This is a genomic window from Legionella brunensis (assembly GCF_001467025.1).
Lineage (GTDB): Bacteria > Pseudomonadota > Gammaproteobacteria > Legionellales > Legionellaceae > Tatlockia > Tatlockia brunensis.
Map to the genome: position 1 here is coordinate 243,073 of NZ_LNXV01000029.1, position 19,196 is coordinate 262,268.

Consider the following 19,196-nt stretch of genomic DNA (forward strand, 5'->3'; position numbering starts at 1 on the left):
TCAAGCGCCCGCAAGACAAGCAGCCATCTTTGCTGGCATTCCAGACTCAGCAGGTGCCTCCACCATAAATAAAATGTGTGGCTCTGGAATGAAAGCCGTCATGTTAGCTCATGATCTTCTTAAAGTCGGCTCTGCAAATGTAATTTTAGCAAGCGGTATGGAAAGCATGAGCAATGCTCCTTATTTATTGAGTAAAGCACGTGCAGGTTATCGCTTAGGCCATGGTGAACTCAAAGATCATATGTTTTTGGATGGTTTAGAGGATGCTTATGACCGTGGTCAATTAATGGGCTGCTTTGCTGAAGCAACTGCTGCTCACTTCAATTTTAGCCGTCAACAACAAGATGACTATGCAATTCGTTCTCTAACTCGTGCTTTACAGGCTCAGCAAGATCATGCTTTTGATGAAGAAATCATGCCTGTAACCATCGCAGGCCGAAAAGGAGACGTTATTGTCGATAAAGATGAAGGACCCGATGAAAGCAAATTAGCTAAAATATCTCAGCTTCGCCCTGCCTTTAAAGCCGATGGGACAGTTACTGCAGCCAACTCAAGCTCTATTTCAGATGGTGCCGCAAGTCTTATTTTAATGACTGCAACAAATGCGAAAAAACGTGGCTTAAAGCCTTTGGCACGAATTGTAGCACATGCAAGCCATGCCCAAGCACCACAATGGTTTACAACAGCCCCTGTTGATGCAATCCGCAAAGTGTTAAATAAAGCCAATTGGCGTCCCAACGATGTAGATTTATATGAAATCAATGAAGCTTTTGCTGTCGTTGCAATGGCTGCAATAACACAATTAGAACTTAATGATGAGATCGTCAACATTCATGGCGGTGCCTGTGCTCTAGGCCACCCAATTGGCGCTTCAGGTGCACGTATTATTGTGACTTTAATGCATGCTCTCAAACAACGTAACAAGATGCGCGGAGTAGCAGCTTTGTGCATCGGCGGTGGTGAAGCAACAGCAATTGCTATTGAAATACTTTAAGCACTTAATGCATACTGCGTGAGAAAGAACTGCTGGAGTTGTTGACATTGTTTTTCCAAGGTCAGCAACTCTTAAATTTTTGTCGTTTCAACGCAACAATGACAAAATTTTTTATTTTAATGGCAGGAATTGAGCCATGAATATAGGGTCTGTTTACAATTCGCTAGCTTGAGCGAAAAAGCCTTGATTTTCGAGCATCGTAGCAGGAGCATACATGAAGTATGTGAGCCAAGACACACAGAAAATCAAGCTTTTCCGCCAAGATAGTAGAATTGTAAACAGACCCACCAATAAATAGTAATCTAACAAAGGATGTACATGCTTAGACAAAGCCTGATTTACCTATTGTTAAGCATCTTGGTCGTAGTTTTCGCTAAATTCGCCCACATGCTTATTGTCTATATTGATATGTTATATGCGTTTATCAACGTTAAATTGACGCCTATTTTTAGTCATAGTGGGCTAGGTTTAGTAATTAGAAAAATTCTCCTTTTAGTTTTTATTCCAGTTATTATTGCCGCTATTCCGGCACTCACCTATCGATTAGTCAAAGGAAAAGATATGCCTTATCTAATCGAATTAACCTGGTGTTTATGGCTTGTAATTGTGCTCAGTAATATTTTGATACGCTAAAGGGATAACCATGGGCAAAATTATTAGCCAGCTAAATCCTGGCAGTAAAGAATTCAAAGAAAATCATGCAACCATGCAGAGTTTGGTTGAAGAATTACAAACAACCATTAAAAAAATTGCCCAAGGTGGCGATGAAAAGGCACGCCAAAGACACTTAAAACATGGCAAATTATTACCCCGTGAACGCTTACAACAGCTATTGGATCCGGGGAGCCCTTTTCTTGAACTATCCCAATTGGCAGCTCACCAGGTTTATGGAGATTATGTACCTGCAGCCGGTATTATCACTGGTATTGGTCGTATAGCAGGAATTGAATGCGTAATAGTCGTCAATGATGCGACCGTTAAAGGGGGAACATATTATCCCTTAACCGTTAAAAAGCATTTACGCGCTCAGGAAATTGCAAAGGCAAATCACCTTCCTTGTATCTACCTTGTTGATTCAGGAGGAGCCTTTCTACCGCAACAGGATGAAGTTTTCCCAGATCGCGATCATTTTGGACGGATTTTTTATAACCAAGCAACTTTGTCAGCAGCGAATATTCCACAAATTGCGGTAGTTATGGGCTCTTGTACCGCTGGGGGTGCTTATGTACCCGCCATGGCAGATGAATCCATTATGGTACAAAATCAAGCCACTATTTTTTTAGGCGGCCCGCCTTTAGTAAAAGCTGCGACCGGTGAGGTAATTAGTGCTGAAGAATTAGGTGGCGCGGATGTTCATTGTCGTCACTCCGGTGTTGCTGATCATTACGCAGAAAACGACGCGCATGCCTTACATTTGGCCCGCATAGCTGTAAGTCACTTAAACCGCCAAAAAACTGACTCCCTTTCTCGAATTCCAAGTCGTGAACCGGCCTATGACCCTAAAGAACTGAATGGCATTGTGCCTGCGGATCCACGAAAACCCTATGACATTCGCGAAGTTATCGCTCGCATTGTTGACGCTTCTGAATTTGATGAATTTAAAGCACTTTATGGCACCACCTTGGTTTGCGGTTTTGCTTATCTTTTTGGCTACCCTATTGGCATTATTGCTAATAATGGCATTTTATTTGGAGAAAGCGCTCTTAAAGGTGCTCATTTTATTGAGCTGTGTACACAACGGAAAATCCCCCTTCTATTTTTGCAAAATATTACGGGCTTTATGGTAGGCAGCAAATATGAAGCAGCTGGAATTGCCAAACATGGTGCAAAAATGGTCACTGCCGTTGCTAATGCCAATGTTCCGAAATTCACTGTCATTGTAGGTGGCAGTTTCGGCGCGGGAAATTATGCTATGTGTGGACGCGCCTATGGTCCGCGCTTTTTATGGTCATGGCCCAATGCACGAATTTCAGTTATGGGTGGTGAACAGGCTGCCAATGTCTTGGCACAGGTCAATCGTGATAAACATAATAAACAAGGAACAAGCTGGCCCGTTGAACAGGAAGAAGCATTTAAAGCCCAATTGCGCGCTCAATATGAGGCACAAGGCAATCCCTATTACGCGAGTGCAAGGCTTTGGGATGATGGCGTAATAGCCCCCGAAGATACCCGTAAAATTCTAGGACTAAGTTTATCTGCGGCATTAAATGCACCAATTGAGGCAACTCAGTTTGGCGTATTTCGAATGTAAGGTAACAATTTTTTAACCTCCCTTGGTATAGGCAGGCTACGCTCAAGTAGTTCTAAAAGGAGAAATAATTGGTGGATGATTTTTTGTTAAGCGAACTACACAACCAGATTTTTATTATTACTTTAAATCGTGTAGATAAGCACAATGCTTTTGATGACAGCTTATTAGCAACATTACAAACTATACTGGATGAAGCGATTAATAATCTGCAGGTGCGTGTTATTTTATTAAAAGCCAATGGACGCCATTTTTCTGCGGGGGCCGATTTAACCTGGATGCAACGCATGGCACAATTTAATGAAGAGGAAAATCTTCGCGATGCCATGGTGTTGGCGCGTGTTATGTCGACTTTAAATCAAAGTCCGAAACCAACCATTGCTGTCGTTCAAGGTTCTGCTTTTGGCGGTGGTGCAGGTCTTGCAGCCGCCTGTGATATTACTATCGCCGCCTCGACGGCACGGTTTTGTTTTTCCGAGGCTAAACTGGGTTTGATTCCCGCGGTCATCAGTCCTTATGTAGTAAAAGCGATTGGAGAAAGAGCTGCTAAATGGTTATTTATGACCGCTGAAACTTTTCATGCCGAACAAGCAAAACAATTGGGACTTGTGCATTATTGCATTGCTGAAAACGAATTAGGGGACTTCAGCTTACATTTAGCGGAACAAATCACGAAGCTAGCACCACAAGCAGTCCGAGACTGCAAGAGTTTGGTCGATAATGTCGTCAATAAACCAATTGATGAGGAATTACTCCGTTATACTGCATCCCTAATCGCTAAAAAACGTGTTTCGGCGGAGGGGCAACAAGGCTTACATGCTTTTCTAAATAAAGAAACACCTAACTGGAATTAAGACGCGATGTTTAACAAGATTCTTATCGCCAATCGTGGCGAAATTGCCTGTCGCATCATGAAGACCTGTCGGCAAATGGGAGTTCATACCGTTGCTATTTATTCAACAGCTGATAAAGACAGTCTTCACGTAGCACAAGCAGACAGCGCTTATTGTGTGGGCGAAGCAACAGCGATTACCAGTTATCTTAATATTGAAGCGGTTATTGCGGCTGCGGTTACTAGCGGCGCCCAAGCCATTCATCCAGGATATGGATTTCTATCAGAAAATCCACTTTTTGCAAAAGCTTGTGAGGAAGCAGGTATTGTATTTATTGGCCCATCAATCTCAGCGATGGAAGCGATGGCTTCTAAACAACTCGCAAAGCAATTACTCGAAGCCACAGCAGTACCATTGACGCCTGGCTATCACGGAAGTGAGCAAACTGATGAACAATTATTAATTGAGGCGCGTCGCATTGGTTTTCCTGTTTTACTCAAAGCTGCTAGTGGCGGGGGTGGAAAAGGAATGCGTGCAGTCCATAAAGAAGCCCAATTTTCCGAAGCATTGGCAGGAGCCCGCCGAGAAGCCATGGCAAGTTTTGCCGATGACACGATGTTGATCGAAAAACTCATCTTAAACCCTCGTCACGTTGAAGTGCAAATCATGGCGGACAATCATGGTCAAGTGGTTCATATATTTGAACGCGATTGCTCTATCCAACGTCGACATCAAAAAATAATTGAAGAAGCTCCTGCACCCAATTTATCCGCTTCCATGCGCCATGGTTTGGCCGAAGCTGCTTGTGAGGTTGCTCGCTTAATTAATTATCGGGGTGCCGGCACCGTTGAATTTTTAGTCGATGGTGATGAGCATTTTTATTTTATGGAAATGAATACTCGGTTGCAGGTTGAGCATCCAGTAACCGAAATGATAACTGGTTTTGATTTGGTAGCCTGGCAATTAAAAATTGCTGCTAACGAGCCGCTCCCCTCCTCTCAAGATAAAATTTTAGCCAAAGGTCATGCAATTGAATGTCGTATTTATGCTGAAGATCCTCATCAAAATTTTATTCCTTCCACAGGACAATTGCATTTCTTAAAGGAACCTCATGGTGAAGGAATAAGAATAGATAGTGGTGTCAATATCAATTCAACAATCACTATGCATTATGATCCAATGATTGCCAAGCTTATTGCCTGGGGCGAATCCCGTGATGAAGCCTTGCAGCGTCTGCAGAAAGCCTTAGAAAACTACATGATTGGTGGTGTAAAGACAAATATTCCTTTCTTGCAAGCTATTTGCAAACATCCACGCTTTGTAAATACTGATTTAAGTACTGATTTTCTATCTCAAGAAAGCATTGAACTATCAGTTCCCGACATGGAATTAGCACTCTTGATGGCAGCAAGCTATGATTATCTGGCTTTGGCAAACAAGGAAACTGATCCTTTGTACCAAGAAAGCTTTGCTTGGCAGATGCATTTATCCAGCCATTGGTATTGGCGTTACATTATTGAAGGCAAACAAGAAGAAATTAAGATTATCCCTCATAATCGTGTTGCTTTTAAGTTAGTCCTCCATGAAAAAGAGTTTAATTTGCACCCTCAACTACTGAATGATCAACTTGCACTTAATGATGGGCATCAAACTCGACTTGCCTTTGTTGAGGATAGAACGCAAACTATTCTTATTTACCTTAAAGAAGGCCCAGTCGCTATTGAGCGTTTTAGTTGGCAAAATCTCGACGCACAAACAGCAAAAAAAGGACAACTTACTGCTCCAATGCCAGCAACTATCGTCGCTATCTTAAAAAATATTGGCGATAATGTTAAAGAGGGTGACAGTTTAATTGTCCTGGAGGCTATGAAAATGGAGCACACCATTCATGCGCCTAAAGATGGTGTACTTGCTGAACTATTTTACGATGTAGGATCACAGGTAAATGAAGGAGCTGAATTATTGGCTCTGAAGACTGATTAGGGACAACCATGAACTATCCGAAAAAAGTTACGATAGTCGAAGTAGGTCCACGTGATGGACTACAAAATGAATCCTCTTTTGTACCAACCGAGACTAAAATTGAATTAGTGAATTTACTTAGTCAAAGTGGTTTACAAAATATTGAGGTAACTAGTTTTGTTTCAGCAAAAGCTATTCCACAATTAGCAGATAATGAAGCTGTATTTTTATCTATCGATAAACCACCCTCTTTCCATTTTTCAGCATTAGTGCCTAATGAGCGAGGCATGCAAAAAGCCCTAGAGGTAGGAGTGAAGGAAATAGCTGTATTTACGGCAGCCAGTGAATCATTTAATCAACGAAATATTAATTGTTCCATTGCAGAAAGTATCAAGCGTTTTGAACCTGTTCTTGCTTTGGCCAAAGCCCATGAAATTCGCGTTAGAGCCTATATTTCGTGCGTCCTAGGTTGCCCTTACGAAGGCCAAATAGCTCCTCAACAAGTTGCTAACGTTGCACAGCAATTATTAGCATTAGACGTCGATGAAATTTGTCTCGGAGACACCATTGGTGTTGGTACTCCCAGACAAACACAAGACGTCATCAATGAAGTACTTAAATTTTTGCCTTTATCTCAATTGGCCATGCATTTTCATGATACTTACGGCCAAGCCATCGCTAATATTCATGCCTCATTAGAATGCGGTATTGACCGTTTTGACAGCTCAGTTGCAGGACTCGGCGGTTGCCCTTATGCCCGAGGTGCTACAGGTAACGTTGCCACCGAGGATGTGCTGTATCTTATGCATGGTCTTGGCATTGATACAGGAGTCGATATCTTCAAAATTGTGGCCGCCGGTGACATGATCTGCAGAGCATTAGGAAAAAGGAACCAATCTAAAGTAGCTAATGCACTCTTGGCAAATCAAAGCTAATATTTCAGGTAACAAAAAGAGCAAATTATGGAACAGTCCATCAAATCTCCTAGATCATTTTATTTAGTCTGATAGATTGGAGTAAAGGATGTTGTAGTTTGCGCTTTATTTTCATTCTGTCTTAAAGAGAGCCAAGTATCATCAAAGCCTGTCAAATCCTTTAAGGATTTTATATCCTCAGCGATCTCTGTCACAGTACCCAAAGTTGCAACACTTGTAAAAAAGGTATATGAATCGTAGTCTTCGCGAAATTGTTTTAATGCTTTAGCAAACCCTGTGCATTCTTTGGGTACGGAATTAAAGAAAGAAGTCGTCCCTTGTCCAGTTGATTGAACATCATATTTTTTTATTCTTTCATCAAGACTATTTTCAAAAGTCTTTTTAAATTTATCAAGTTTTTCCACAAATTGCTGTGATATTTGCACATATTGGTTATCCTTTTCCACCTCACTCAGTTCTTTGTCTGAATAGTCGAGTGATTGTCCCCCTGCCTTGTTAAATACATAAATCTGATCAATACGCTCATTACGCTCAACTAGCTCTATTTGATTATTGATGATACTGTCAGTGCGTAGAATACCTAATTTATGCTGCCTCACGCGTTCTTGACTACTATAGGCATCTAGACGATTCGGATTAAATTCCGTTGACCATTTAATTGATTTAGACAGAAATAAAAAATTCATGAGTAGGTAATTTGTGCGGCAATTCACATCATGGAAAAGATGCAATATTTCTAACTCATGCACCAGATCATCAATAATTCGAATCGTTTCCTCCACACTTTGAGCTTGAGTAATCGCGCAATTATAGTTATTAACGGCTTGATTAGCCCATTTTTCCGCGAGTTTGGGTTCTGGACTGAATAGATGGATCATCTCTGTCCCCTGAGTGATCACCTCATAAATTTCTTTTGCTAAATCCGCTAGCTGATCATCGGTATAATCAAGAATATTTACCGACGAGGCAGCAATGTTTCCGGCACTTGCTAATGCATGATCTCTAGAATATTGATGATCAAATTGCAGCTCTAATTTAGGTGAGTTCCGCCTAAATGTGCTGGCTAAATCCCCATAATAATAAAGAAGGCTTCCCCAAAAATTGGAGGAACTGACTTCTTCATGGGGTTTAAAATCTTGCAGGAAATTATTAACAATAACCGCTATATCTTCACTGGCATATTTTTCCTGTTTTTTACTTATTTCAGTAATTGCCTTTTGTTCCAATGCCTTTAATTCATGTAGGACTTCTGGCGTTACCCCATCTTCATCCTTAAATTTTTTCCAGGGCTGAGCTTCGCGAATTATCCCTGACATAGCCGAACAAAATTGAGATATAATATTGCTTCGTGTAAATCGACCGATTCGGAATCCATCCGCTTGATTGTCAGATCTTATTCGCAACAACAACTCATTAATACCATCGACTGTTATAGCATCAGCAACTAAAGGAAAGGAATTATAACCTTCTCGAAATACTCCTCCCCTTTTTTCGGTTGAACCGGAAAAAATACTATCGCTTAGCAATTTCTGTAATTCTTTTATATCTTCCAAGTTGGTTACACTCATTTTAGATAGTGCAGTTATGCGCTCACACAGCGCTGTTATCCCATGAAATAAATCAAAAACACAGCCATTTCCCTGAGCTTCTCGTGCATTATATTGACGCCAATTTTCAAAATTGAGAAAAAACTGATAGTCTGTCAGCAATAAAAACAGTAATTTGTTATGAATTTGTCTCAAATACAATAAAGCAGGCTGGCTTAATAATAACTGCGAATCGTCTTTTAGATTTGCAATGAGAGATGCCACTTGCAACGCTTCACGTTTCTCTGTTCGCAACTCGATAAAAGGAAGCTGAAATCCTTTTATGTAAACTGTCTTAATAACAGATGAGAGTCGGTCTTCCTTCTCTTCAATTGTTGGTAATGACAATATAATGTCACAGAAATTTAAAAGTTGTTGATCACTTAATATTTCATCATCGGCTATTTCCAATTCAATTATGCCAGCTCTTGATAACTGCTTATTCGATATAATACCGCCAGCTTCTTTCGCTTCTTCCATTGTTGAACAAATTATTAAATCCCTATGAGAAAGAGCATTTTTAATGGTAGTAGCGATTTTTTGAGAACAGTTCTTATCTGTATAAAAAACCGCTAAATCTGGAATAATGAGATAACATTTTTTAGTCATAATTAGCCCTCTCATAGTGATTTTAGCTATAACACGTCTAAGCGGGCTAAATCACGTTCTTAGCGAGTTTTAAGTTGATTTTCTCTATACTCTTCATAACCTTGCACTTCAATATCAGCCTCAGTCATGTCTTTAGGGTGAAGGATACAAGGAATCTTATCTTCTCGAATAAGTAAACTTCGTTGGAAAACCTGCTGTAACTCGTCTCCGAAAGAAGCTCCTTGTTGGTTTACGAAATCGCGATATGACTGCCATGAAGTTGCTTCTATGCTATAAAATCCAAACGTTATTAAGGCAATAGCCTTATTACTCGTGCGATAACGACGATGGTGAGAAATCGTTGCCGTTTGATAAATTAGGTTGTTTAAATCTTGCGAGCTTAATGAATCATTTTTCATCGCTGTTCTAATTTGTTCATTGAGCAATTTATACAAATCCACCTTGTCATCAATCCCCTTTTGATGGGAGGTTTGCTTTTGTAAACGAGTCATTTGCTCCTCTATGAAACAACCCAGGCTTTGTAACACCTGCAACTGTTCCGCATGAACTTGTGAAGAGGCATTAGTTTGTAATACTTCAGCATCAACCTCTTTAAATGTTGGTTTATCCACCTCTAGTTCAAGCAATAGTTGTTTTATTTCTTTTGCCTCTTCAATATGATCTATTCGGTAGGCAAGCCCACTTATCTCTTGTGCATCTAATGAATTCTTTTGCATTGCCTCTCTTATCTGCTCACCTAACTGCTTATACACGGACAATTTACCATTAACTAATTCTTGGGGGGATTTTTCAATTTGCACAAACGCCATATGTTCATCTAACAAGCAACCGAGTTTTTGCAATTCTTTTAATTGGTTTGCATGACTCTCTGAAAAAGCACAATCTTGCAAAAGTTCTGGATTAAATGCTGCAAAATTTTTGTTTTTTATCTCTTGCTCTATAAGCAACTGCTTTACTTCATCTTGTGCCTCTTTTTTGTCTGCGAAATTAGTCAGCAACATTTGATAGGCTTTTTGCTTCTCATTGTTTAACTGCATATAGTTAGCATTGTTTCGGAGAAGTACGCGCGCCATTTCAACGGAAGTAACATTGCATAACGGAGAATTGCCTCGAAGTTTTGAAGATAAATTTAGATCTATTTGCCTATCAATAAGGAAATTAATTAAACTCAGATTATTTTTTTGTACAGCGAGATGTGCAGCAGTCCATCCACTTTGTTCACCTTGAGTATTAATATTAGCGCCACAAATAATGAAAGCTTGAACTAAATCAAGATTGGCATGATTTAATTTATCAACTTCTTTTTTCAGTAAATTATCAGCAGTCACAAGACCTTCGTTAATCAGGTGCCGAAGTGCTGTAGTTTTTGTTGAAGTATCTCGCTGCAAGAAATTGGCACCTTCATCTGTAAGTAATTTAACCATCTCAGCACTTTTAGCATAGAAAAGAGGAGTACGTCCCTTAGAATTTTCTTGCAGATTTAGATCAGCACCTTTTTTAGCAAGGAGACGCATCAAGACGATATCATTTTTTTGAACAGCTAAGTGGGCTGCAGTCCAGCCCGAATTTTCACCTTGCACATTAACGCTTGCGCCTTGTTTAATTAGCTGGGTGATGAGTTGGGTATCAGCATTTTCACCTTTATCAATTTCCTGTTTTAATTGCTCACTTGCATTTTCGTCAGTAGTTGTCGACTTACCTTCGCCAAGTGAAAAGAATTTAATCAGCAAATCCATATCTTCGATTAAACTTTTATCAATCTTCCCCACATAACTCTTATAGGTATACAGGCTAGAGGAAGTTTTCTTCAAATCTTCTCCAGTGGACACAGTAAAACCAAACTCTAAAGCCTGCTCATTATTAGATAGAGTTTTTAAGCCTTCCCCTTTAATAGATGGGAATAGTCGCTCAAGATGTTTTTTAACCTTTTCCTTTGACTTCGGCAGATCACTATCAGGAGGAAGAGAGAAAATATAACTGCATGTCTTTTGCTCATGATCTATTTCAATTCTGGAGATTCGGTGTTTTCCAGCTTTAATGGTATGGATATTCGGCATTGTAAAAATCTCATCATTTTCTAATAGGTGAATTATAGCCTTCATAAATTAAGGGATTCTTAAACACCCACAATGTTGCTGTTTTTGTTCAAAAATACATACTATTTGCCAAAACTTTCTCCTAGTAAACTATTCTTGATTTTTAACAATAGTGATATCTTTAAACACATTTTTTATTCAAGGTAAAAACATGGCTGCTAACAAATTAAAAATAGGATTGGTGCAGGAAAAATGGTGTGAAAACCCACAAGAACACCAAGATCGCCTCGCAGGAGGAATTTTATCGGCTGCCGAAAAGGGAGCGGAAATAGTCTGTTTGCAAGAACTCACGTTATCACCCTATTTTTGTACCCGTCACAATGTGGATGGCACCCCGTTCAAAGAAGACATTCATACAGGCCCTACTGCTCGTTTTGTTAGTACCATGGCCAAAACAGCAAAAGTAACCATTACCGCTTCGCTTTTTGAGAATGCAGGCTTTAATACCGCAGTGGCATTTAACGAGCATGGAGAATTAGTTGCCGTAACTCGTAAACAACACATCCCAAGCGGTGAAAAATACCATGAAGATTACTATTTCCAACCAGGAGATTCTAACTATCCCGTACATACTTTAGCCGGCCATCGTATCGGTTTACCTACCTGTTATGATCAATGGTTTCCTGAGTTATCCCGTATTTACGGCTTGAAAGGGACAGAAATTCTTGTTTATCCAACTGCAATTGGTGGAGAACCAACTGCTCCTGGCTTCGATAGCCAACCTATGTGGCAAAAGGTGATGGTTGCCCAAGGAATCATGACGAATACATTTATCGTTGCAGTCAACCGCATTGGCTGTGAAGATGGTCTTGAATTTTATGGTAGTAGCTTTATTAGCACACCAATGGGTGAAATTTTAGTACAAGCACCTCGTCATGAACCTGCTGTATTAGTGACTGAGTTAGATTTTCGCGAACGTGAACTCTGGGGACGATTATTCCCATTTGCCAGTCAACGTCAACCTGAAACCTATCATGAATTACTTAAACCTCGTAAATCTAATTTGGAAGTACCCTAATGATTAATAAAGCATTATCTGACAGCGATAATTTATACAACATCTCTCATTGGGGCGAAGGCTATTTTACTATCAATTCGCGTGGCAATATTGAAGTCAGTAAAAACTCAGAAAGCCAGGGGGTAGAATTACAAGCGATTGTTAATGCTGCCAGCCGTGCAGGTTTACAATTGCCCTTATTGATTCGTTTTACTGATATCCTTCACGACAGGGTGGTAAAACTTAATGAGGCATTCGAAGAGGCCATCTCTGAAAATGACTATCGAGGCACCTATAAGCTTGTTTATCCAATTAAAGTTAATCAAGAATCTAGCGTTGTCAGAGAACTTCTAAAAGCCCCCAAATATCCTGTCGGTTTAGAGGCTGGAAGTAAACCTGAGCTCATGGCTGTAATTGGTCTTCTTAGCCAGACTCCCTCTACCATTGTTTGCAATGGCTATAAAGATAGTTCTTACATTCGCACAGCTTTAATTGCCCAACGGATGGGTCACGAAGTATTTATTGTGATTGAAAAACGATCTGAATTAGACATTATCCTCAAAGAATCAGCACGCTTGGATATAAGACCTAAAATTGGGGTGCGCATTCGTTTAGTGACTAAGGGTGCTGGGAAATGGGAAAATACTGGCGGAGCCAAATCCAAATTTGGGTTGAATGCTGAGCAGGTACTTGATCTTATCAAGCAATTAAAAGAAAGAAATTACCTGGATTGTTTACAATTGATGCATTGTCATTTAGGTTCGCAGATAGCAAACATTCGCGACATTCGACACTGCATGCAAGAGGTTGCTCGCTACTATATTGAACTACGTCGTTTGCAAGCCCCCATTAGCACAATTGATGTTGGTGGCGGTTTGGGCGTGGATTATGAAGGAACCCATTCAACGACAGATTGTTCAATGAACTACTCCATTAAAGAATATGCTACGAATATTCTCTTGGCTCTTCGCCCTCTTTGCGAAGAAGCCAGTATGCCTGAACCTAATTTGATTTCGGAATCGGGCCGTGCATTGACTGCCCACCATGCAGTTTTGGTAACGAATATCACTGATGTGGAATTAATTAAAAAAACTCGTGAATTACCTTCCATTGAACCTGACGAATCTCATGTTATTCGTGATATTTGGAATACTTACCAAACCATGGCGGAAAATTCACCAAGTGAAATTTATAACTATGCTGCACTTGCACTCGATGAAGCAAACTCCCTGTTCAAACATGGAGTTATCAGTTTAGAGGAAAAAGCAAAGGTAGAACAACTCTTCACCACTATTTGCTTTGTTATCGAGCAACAATTGGATGCATCAAACCTTGGCGACAAAGAATTACTTAATATGCTTAATGAGCGAATGGCGGCGAAAATTTTTTGTAACCTTTCTTTTTTTCAATCTTTACCAGATGCTTGGGCTATAGGACAAATCTTTCCCGTTGCCCCTATTTCACATCTCCATGAACAACCTAGCATGCATAGTATCCTGCAAGATTTAACTTGCGACTCTGATGGCACTATCAAAGAATATACAGGAAGTGATGCCATTAATACTACCTTAATGTTGCCCCCCTTTGATGCGCAAAATCCCTATTCTATTGCTTTCTTTTTAGTGGGTGCATATCAAGAAATTCTGGGTAATTTACACAATTTATTTGGTGATACGAATTCATTGGATGTCAAACTGCTTGGGGAAGGGAAGTTTGAAATCAATGATCTTATTAGCGGCGATACCGTGACAAATGTCCTAAATTATGCGCATTTTGATACGAAAAGGCTTTTATTATCTTATGAAAAACAGTTAATTCAAGCTGAGTTGCCTAATGAAAAAATTCAGAGCTATCTTAATGAGTTGCGAAGTATCTTTAGTCAATTAACTTATCTTGATAGCAATAAATAAAGGACACTTATGACCACACCTAAACAAACTGGCTTTAAAATGCCCCCAGAGTGGCATCCTCATGCGGCTTGCTGGATGGCTTGGCCACGTCATCAAGAAACCTGGGCAACTATTGGTCTTGATAGAGCCCGCCAAGCCTATGCGTATGTAGCCAAAACTATCGCCCAGTATGAGCCTGTGATTATGTTGGTACATCCTGGAGAAGAAGGATTGGCTAAAAAACTTTGTGGCGAGAAAATTCGTTTAATGAATTTGGAATTAAATGACTCCTGGACAAGAGACACTGGCCCCACCTTTTTAATCAATGCTCAAAATGAATTGGCTGGAGTGGATTGGATCCATAATGCCTGGGGTGGGAATTACGAAGATTGCACTCTCGACAATCAAATTGCTGCAGCAGTCATTGAAAAAACAAAGGCTCGTCATTTCAAAGCCCCCTTAGTTATGGAAGGCGGTTCTTTTCATGTCGATGGCGAAGGCACCATCCTTACAAGTCGCGAATGTTTGCTCAATGCCAACCGAAATCCTCAATTGTCCCAAGCAGAAATTGAAACTTTTCTTTTTAATTATCTCAATGCTGAAAAAATTATATGGCTAAATAAAGGACTATTGGGTGATGAAACAGACGGTCACATTGATGAAATAGCTTGCTTCATTGCTCCAGGGAAAGTACTTGCTCTAATTACTCATGATAAGAATGATGCTAACTACCAAACTCTACATGAGAATTTAGAAATATTAAAATCAACCGCCGATGCCAAGGGCAGAGCATTAGAAGTATTCACCGTAGAACAACCTCCGGCAACGTATCTTCAAGGCGAGCGACTCACCTTATCCTATATTAATTTTTATTTAGCCAATAAGGGAATTGTAATGCCTGCTTTCGGCCATCCTAAGCAAGATAAAGCAGCGTACGAACTCTTTACCCAACTTTTCCCAACATATCATATTTCACAAATTGATGCGTTGGATGTCTTTGCGGGTGGTGGCGGTATTCACTGCATTACCCAACAACAACCATTGGTCTAACCCCTCGATTGCCAATAATTATTAGTACCGCTTTCCCCCCACGACATCCGCCGTGGGGCCACCTAAGGGTGAAGCTCTTTGAATCCCGAAATTGATATCGTAGAATTCGCTGATTTTTAATTCACTGATAAAATTAAAAATAAGCAACAGCTCTTAATAAGGAAAATAAGATGAACACACTGGTATGGCAACCTACAGAACCTAAAGCGAGCAGAATGTGGGAATTTATGAATTTTGCGAGCCAAAACCATCAGCTTACATTAACTCAATACCAGCAATTACACGATTGGTCTATCCAAGAACCAGCTCAGTTTTGGCAAACACTGTGTGATTATTTTAAACTAACATTTGATACGCCTCCTCAGGAAATATTGAACCAATATGATCATATGATCAATGCAAAATGGTTTTCTGGTGCTACATTAAATTTTGCAGAAAAACTGTTGAGCCGCAATGACGACCATCCTGCCTTAGTTAGCGTTAATGAAAACGGTGACCGACAGATATTGACTTATAAACAATTACACCACGAAGTGGCTTCTTGTGCTGCAGGATTAAAAGCTGCGGGTGTAGTTGCTGGTGATCGTGTGGCTGCAATGATGCCGAATGTCTCCTTTACCATTATTGCCATGTTAGCAACTACTTCTTTGGGGGCCATTTGGTCTTCATGCTCGCCCGATTTCGGAGCTCAAGCAGCTATTGATAGATTAGGTCAAATTCAACCTAAAGTACTTTTTGCCTGTGATGGCCACCAGTATTTAGGAAAAAAACATGATGCTATTGCAAAAATTGCACAAGTTACCACAGCCATGCTAACGCTTACGAAAGTAGTGATTTGCCCAGTCATTCACGTTCAACAAGACATTACAACGATCCCAAATGCCACTTATTGGAAAGATTTTGTAAAACCATCCAGCCAATGTGACTTCATCAGCATGCCATTTTCACATCCTGTTTATATACTTTTCTCCTCAGGGACCACAGGTAAGCCTAAATGTATTGTACATGGGGCTGGTGGAACCTTGTTACAGCATGTAAAAGAGCTAGGTCTACATACGGACATTAGCCCCCATGACAATCTTTTCTTCTATACAACCTGCGGTTGGATGATGTGGAATTGGATGGTTTCTGTCTTGGCCTTGGGCGCAACTCTCACCCTTTATGAGGGTGCTCCGGCCTACCCTGATGCTAATCGTTTATTTAAATTAATTGATGAAGAAAAAATTACTGTTTTTGGAACCAGTGCAAAATTTATCTCCAGTGTTGAAAAAGCAGGAGCAAGCCCACATCATCAATTTTCTTTAAAAAGTTTACGGGCAATTTTATCAACGGGTTCTCCTCTTCTACCTCAAAATTACGATTTTGTTTATCAACAGATAAAACCTGATGTTCAGCTTAGTTCCATCTCAGGTGGTACTGATATTGTTTCTTGTTTTGCCTTAGGAAATCCGCTACTCCCAATTTATCGCGGCGAGTTGCAATGCTTTGGCTTAGGCATGGCAGTTAATGTGTTTAACGAACAAGGACAGCCTGTTCGCGAAGAAAGAGGTGAGCTAGTATGCACAAAACCTTTTCCCTCAATGCCTGTTTACTTTTGGCAAGATACCGATAAAAAAGCTTATAAGCATGCCTATTTTGAACGCTTTGAAAACGTTTGGGCTCACGGAGATTTTGCCAAAATCACCAAACATAACGGTCTTATTATTTACGGGCGTTCCGATGCCGTCTTAAATCCTGGTGGAGTTCGCATTGGTACCGCAGAAATTTACCGACAAGTAGAAAAAATTCCTGAAGTATTAGATAGCGTGGTTATTGGTCAAGATTGGCAAGATGATGTCCGTATCGTTTTGTTTGTGAAGTTAAGAGAAGGTGTACGGCTTGATAAAACAATCGAAGATAATATTCGCCAGACTATTCGTCACAATGCCTCTCCTCGTCATGTGCCTGCAAAGATTTTGCAAGTTCCCGATATTCCAAGAACAATTAGCGGCAAAATCGTTGAAATTGCAGTACGTCAAATAGTCCATGGCGAGGCAATTCATAATCGCCAATCGTTAGCCAATCCTGAAGCCTTAGACTTTTTTAAAAATCGCCAAGAACTAAACGATTAATCATAACTTTTAGTTTAATAATAAAGGCCTTGGTTAGACAAAGCCTTTTGAGTGAGAAATACACAATAAGCCAGAATCATTTCTGGCTTATTAATATCTCTATCTATTGAACACTTAAAGTTCAGGGGAAGGCCTTTCTTCTTCGTCTATTAAAGATTGTAAAGATGGACTTGATTGTGTACGGAAAAAGCGGGGTTGTTCTTTATAACTGCCATGTGAACTACCACCTGGTGTTTTAACCGATGAGCCTTCATCATCACTTGGACTCAACGAGCCTTCAAATGAATCAATTTCCTCTTCTTGAGTAACTACTTTCTCGTCCTCACTATCGATAGTAGCTTTTGTTTTAGAAGGAGCCTCTTTAACTTTTGCTTGCTGCTGAGCTTTTTCATTTTTAGCTGCTATAACACCATCCTCAGCCCCTAAATAGATCTTCCTACTCGTCTCCGCCTTACTCATTTCATGGTATAAAGCAGTCAGTTCATTAATGATATAGGCATCTGCTTTGCATCGTTCCTCTGATACACCAAAAGGATTAAAATTTTTCGCAAATAATGGCGCATATTGTTCCTGTAGCTCTGAGCCTTTTTCAAGTTGCTGACTTTCCAGTATCGATTTTAAGAACTTTAACCGTTCCTCGTATGAAGTGAGTTGTTCTTCGCCTATTTTTACATTTTGCTCACGTTTGGCAATTGAATTTAAATTGCGCAGAATTTCATCTAATAAGACTCCCTGCTCCCTTCGAAGAGTATTACTTAGCTGATGAAAAGGAACGTGCGTATAAAGTTGATGAGGGTCTTCATTCACTCCCTTGTAATTCTTATCATCAGTGGCTCGATCAGCATACTTTATAAGCGCATTCAATCGTGACTGAAGCTGATTGCGATCTTGAATATATTTACTATATGGAGCCGTTGTACCGTTCTCTAATCTTTTGAAATCAGCCGCATAGGTGGGACGCTCAGGAAAATTACTAATTGAATCCCAATAGCAGGTGATTCTTTGTTTGAATTGCTCTGGGCTCTCCTTTAGAGCTTCCTTAGTATCGGTACCTACCAAACGACTGAACCAAGGTGCATCCTTGGCGAATTTTGTTAAGAATGCGTGCCTTTTGCTAACTAGACTAATTAAATCTTCTCTCCTAATAAAACTAGGAAGTTGTCCGCCTTTTCCTAATTTTATTGCATCTTCTTCTAGCAATTGTAGTTCTTTAGCCACAGCTTTAAAAAATCGAGCTTCAGTCTTAACTTCCAACCCTTTACTCTGATTCTGTAACTTATTTAATAAAGTCTTATATTCTTTTTGAATTTTTTCAAGCTTAGCTTCATAGCGAGCGCGTAGCTGACTATCAGGAGTTTCAGCAGTAATCTTAAATTCCGTCTTTAGTTTACTTTCTTTAAAGTCTTTCAGGATGGAAAGTATTTGTTTTTTACCAGATAATCCTGAGATTTTTTCTTCAAGACGTTCGACCCTATCTATAAATTCAGCCCGACTCTCCCCTTTAATAGGACCCAATAAATCTAAAAAATGCTCTAGAGAAGCTTTATTTTTAACAACTTCGAGAATAAGAGATGGCTTTTTATCTAGGATCTGATTAACTTCATCGATGCTACCCGCAGTTTCAATTTTTTTTAATAAACCATCGTAATACTCATTAATTCGAGCATTTTTAATATTACGGGCATTGTTTCTTCGGGACATGGACAACTCACAAAAAAAAGAATCTATAAATCTATTTGAAAATATAGCATGATTTTCTTAAGCCTAAATTAAGGAGTGTATCGGAAATGTAAAGCCCCTTTGTACGGGACAATTTTTTAAAAATCGTTCTCCATGGGTCTAATAGAGATACAATTTAAATATTTTAGGAACAATGTGGTATTGAT

13 protein-coding genes are annotated in these 19,196 nt (G+C 39.8%); 10 read left to right on the forward strand and 3 right to left on the reverse strand.

Annotation, left to right across the window (positions count from 1 at the left end; translation table 11 throughout):
* The 6 genes from Lbru_RS09865 to Lbru_RS09890 form a co-directional block, all read left to right on the forward strand.
* The coding region (locus Lbru_RS09865; protein ID WP_058442222.1) for an acetyl-CoA C-acyltransferase at window positions 1-994 on the forward strand (994 nt) is incomplete at its 5' end.
* Window positions 995-1,312: 318 nt separating this feature from the next.
* Window positions 1,313-1,627, forward strand: a complete 315-nt coding sequence (locus Lbru_RS09870) for a hypothetical protein (RefSeq protein ID WP_058441967.1) — start codon at window positions 1,313-1,315, stop codon at window positions 1,625-1,627.
* A gap of 10 nt (window positions 1,628-1,637) precedes the next feature.
* Complete coding sequence (locus Lbru_RS09875) at window positions 1,638-3,245, forward strand: carboxyl transferase domain-containing protein (protein ID WP_058441968.1); 1,608 nt, start codon at window positions 1,638-1,640, stop codon at window positions 3,243-3,245.
* A gap of 68 nt (window positions 3,246-3,313) precedes the next feature.
* Entirely contained in the window at window positions 3,314-4,096 is a 783-nt protein-coding gene (locus tag Lbru_RS09880; RefSeq protein WP_420795325.1) for an enoyl-CoA hydratase-related protein, read from the forward strand.
* 6 nt (window positions 4,097-4,102) lie between these two features.
* Window positions 4,103-6,058 carry an acetyl-CoA carboxylase biotin carboxylase subunit gene (locus Lbru_RS09885; RefSeq protein WP_058441970.1) on the forward strand — a complete coding sequence of 652 codons (1,956 nt, stop codon included), beginning with the start codon at window positions 4,103-4,105 and terminating at the stop codon, window positions 6,056-6,058.
* 8 nt (window positions 6,059-6,066) lie between these two features.
* Window positions 6,067-6,972, forward strand: a complete 906-nt coding sequence (locus tag Lbru_RS09890; RefSeq protein WP_058441971.1) for a hydroxymethylglutaryl-CoA lyase — start codon at window positions 6,067-6,069, stop codon at window positions 6,970-6,972.
* Window positions 6,973-7,031: 59 nt separating this feature from the next.
* Here the strand turns inward: Lbru_RS09890 and Lbru_RS09895 are convergent, their stop codons facing one another.
* Both Lbru_RS09895 and Lbru_RS09900 read right to left on the reverse strand, forming a co-directional pair.
* The gene (locus Lbru_RS09895; RefSeq protein WP_058441972.1) at window positions 7,032-9,167 is read right to left on the reverse strand and encodes a hypothetical protein; all 2,136 of its coding nucleotides are present in this window, start codon (window positions 9,165-9,167) and stop codon (window positions 7,032-7,034) included.
* Between the two features lie 59 nt (window positions 9,168-9,226).
* Window positions 9,227-11,269: an ankyrin repeat domain-containing protein gene (locus Lbru_RS09900; protein WP_058441973.1), complete on the reverse strand. Its 2,043-nt coding sequence runs from the start codon at window positions 11,267-11,269 to the stop codon at window positions 9,227-9,229.
* A gap of 145 nt (window positions 11,270-11,414) precedes the next feature.
* Between Lbru_RS09900 and Lbru_RS09905 the strand changes: the two genes are divergently transcribed.
* From Lbru_RS09905 to Lbru_RS09920, 4 genes are all read left to right on the forward strand, one after another.
* Window positions 11,415-12,281, forward strand: a complete 867-nt coding sequence (locus Lbru_RS09905; protein ID WP_058441974.1) for a nitrilase-related carbon-nitrogen hydrolase — start codon at window positions 11,415-11,417, stop codon at window positions 12,279-12,281.
* A complete protein-coding gene (speA, locus tag Lbru_RS09910) occupies window positions 12,281-14,170 on the forward strand; it encodes a biosynthetic arginine decarboxylase (protein WP_058441975.1) in 1,890 nt (629 codons plus the stop codon). Before Lbru_RS09905 ends, speA begins: the two co-directional genes overlap by 1 nt.
* A 9-nt stretch (window positions 14,171-14,179) precedes the next feature.
* On the forward strand, window positions 14,180-15,199 hold the full coding sequence (locus tag Lbru_RS09915) for an agmatine deiminase family protein (protein WP_058441976.1): 1,020 nt from the start codon (window positions 14,180-14,182) through the stop codon (window positions 15,197-15,199).
* A 170-nt stretch (window positions 15,200-15,369) separates the two neighbouring features.
* Complete coding sequence (locus Lbru_RS09920) at window positions 15,370-17,310, forward strand: acetoacetate--CoA ligase (RefSeq protein WP_058441977.1); 1,941 nt, start codon at window positions 15,370-15,372, stop codon at window positions 17,308-17,310.
* Window positions 17,311-17,424: 114 nt separating this feature from the next.
* Here Lbru_RS09920 and Lbru_RS09925 read toward each other — a convergent pair whose 3' ends face one another.
* A complete protein-coding gene (locus Lbru_RS09925; RefSeq protein WP_058441978.1) occupies window positions 17,425-19,011 on the reverse strand; it encodes a V-type ATP synthase subunit I domain-containing protein in 1,587 nt (528 codons plus the stop codon).
* Window positions 19,012-19,196: the final 185 nt, after the last annotated feature.

Bases quoted from the DNA above. Each gene is read 5' to 3' on its own strand.
- Lbru_RS09870 (WP_058441967.1), top strand. From the start codon at position 1,313: ATGCTTAGACAAAGCCTGATTTACCTATTGTTAAGCATCTTGGTCGTA.
- Lbru_RS09875 (WP_058441968.1), top strand. From the start codon at position 1,638: ATGGGCAAAATTATTAGCCAGCTAAATCCTGGCAGTAAAGAATTCAAA.
- Lbru_RS09885 (WP_058441970.1), top strand. From the start codon at position 4,103: ATGTTTAACAAGATTCTTATCGCCAATCGTGGCGAAATTGCCTGTCGC.
- Lbru_RS09890 (WP_058441971.1), top strand. From the start codon at position 6,067: ATGAACTATCCGAAAAAAGTTACGATAGTCGAAGTAGGTCCACGTGAT.
- Lbru_RS09895 (WP_058441972.1), bottom strand. From the start codon at position 9,167: ATGACTAAAAAATGTTATCTCATTATTCCAGATTTAGCGGTTTTTTAT.
- Lbru_RS09900 (WP_058441973.1), bottom strand. From the start codon at position 11,269: ATGAAGGCTATAATTCACCTATTAGAAAATGATGAGATTTTTACAATG.
- Lbru_RS09905 (WP_058441974.1), top strand. From the start codon at position 11,415: ATGGCTGCTAACAAATTAAAAATAGGATTGGTGCAGGAAAAATGGTGT.
- speA (WP_058441975.1), top strand. From the start codon at position 12,281: ATGATTAATAAAGCATTATCTGACAGCGATAATTTATACAACATCTCT.
- Lbru_RS09915 (WP_058441976.1), top strand. From the start codon at position 14,180: ATGACCACACCTAAACAAACTGGCTTTAAAATGCCCCCAGAGTGGCAT.
- Lbru_RS09920 (WP_058441977.1), top strand. From the start codon at position 15,370: ATGAACACACTGGTATGGCAACCTACAGAACCTAAAGCGAGCAGAATG.
- Lbru_RS09925 (WP_058441978.1), bottom strand. From the start codon at position 19,011: ATGTCCCGAAGAAACAATGCCCGTAATATTAAAAATGCTCGAATTAAT.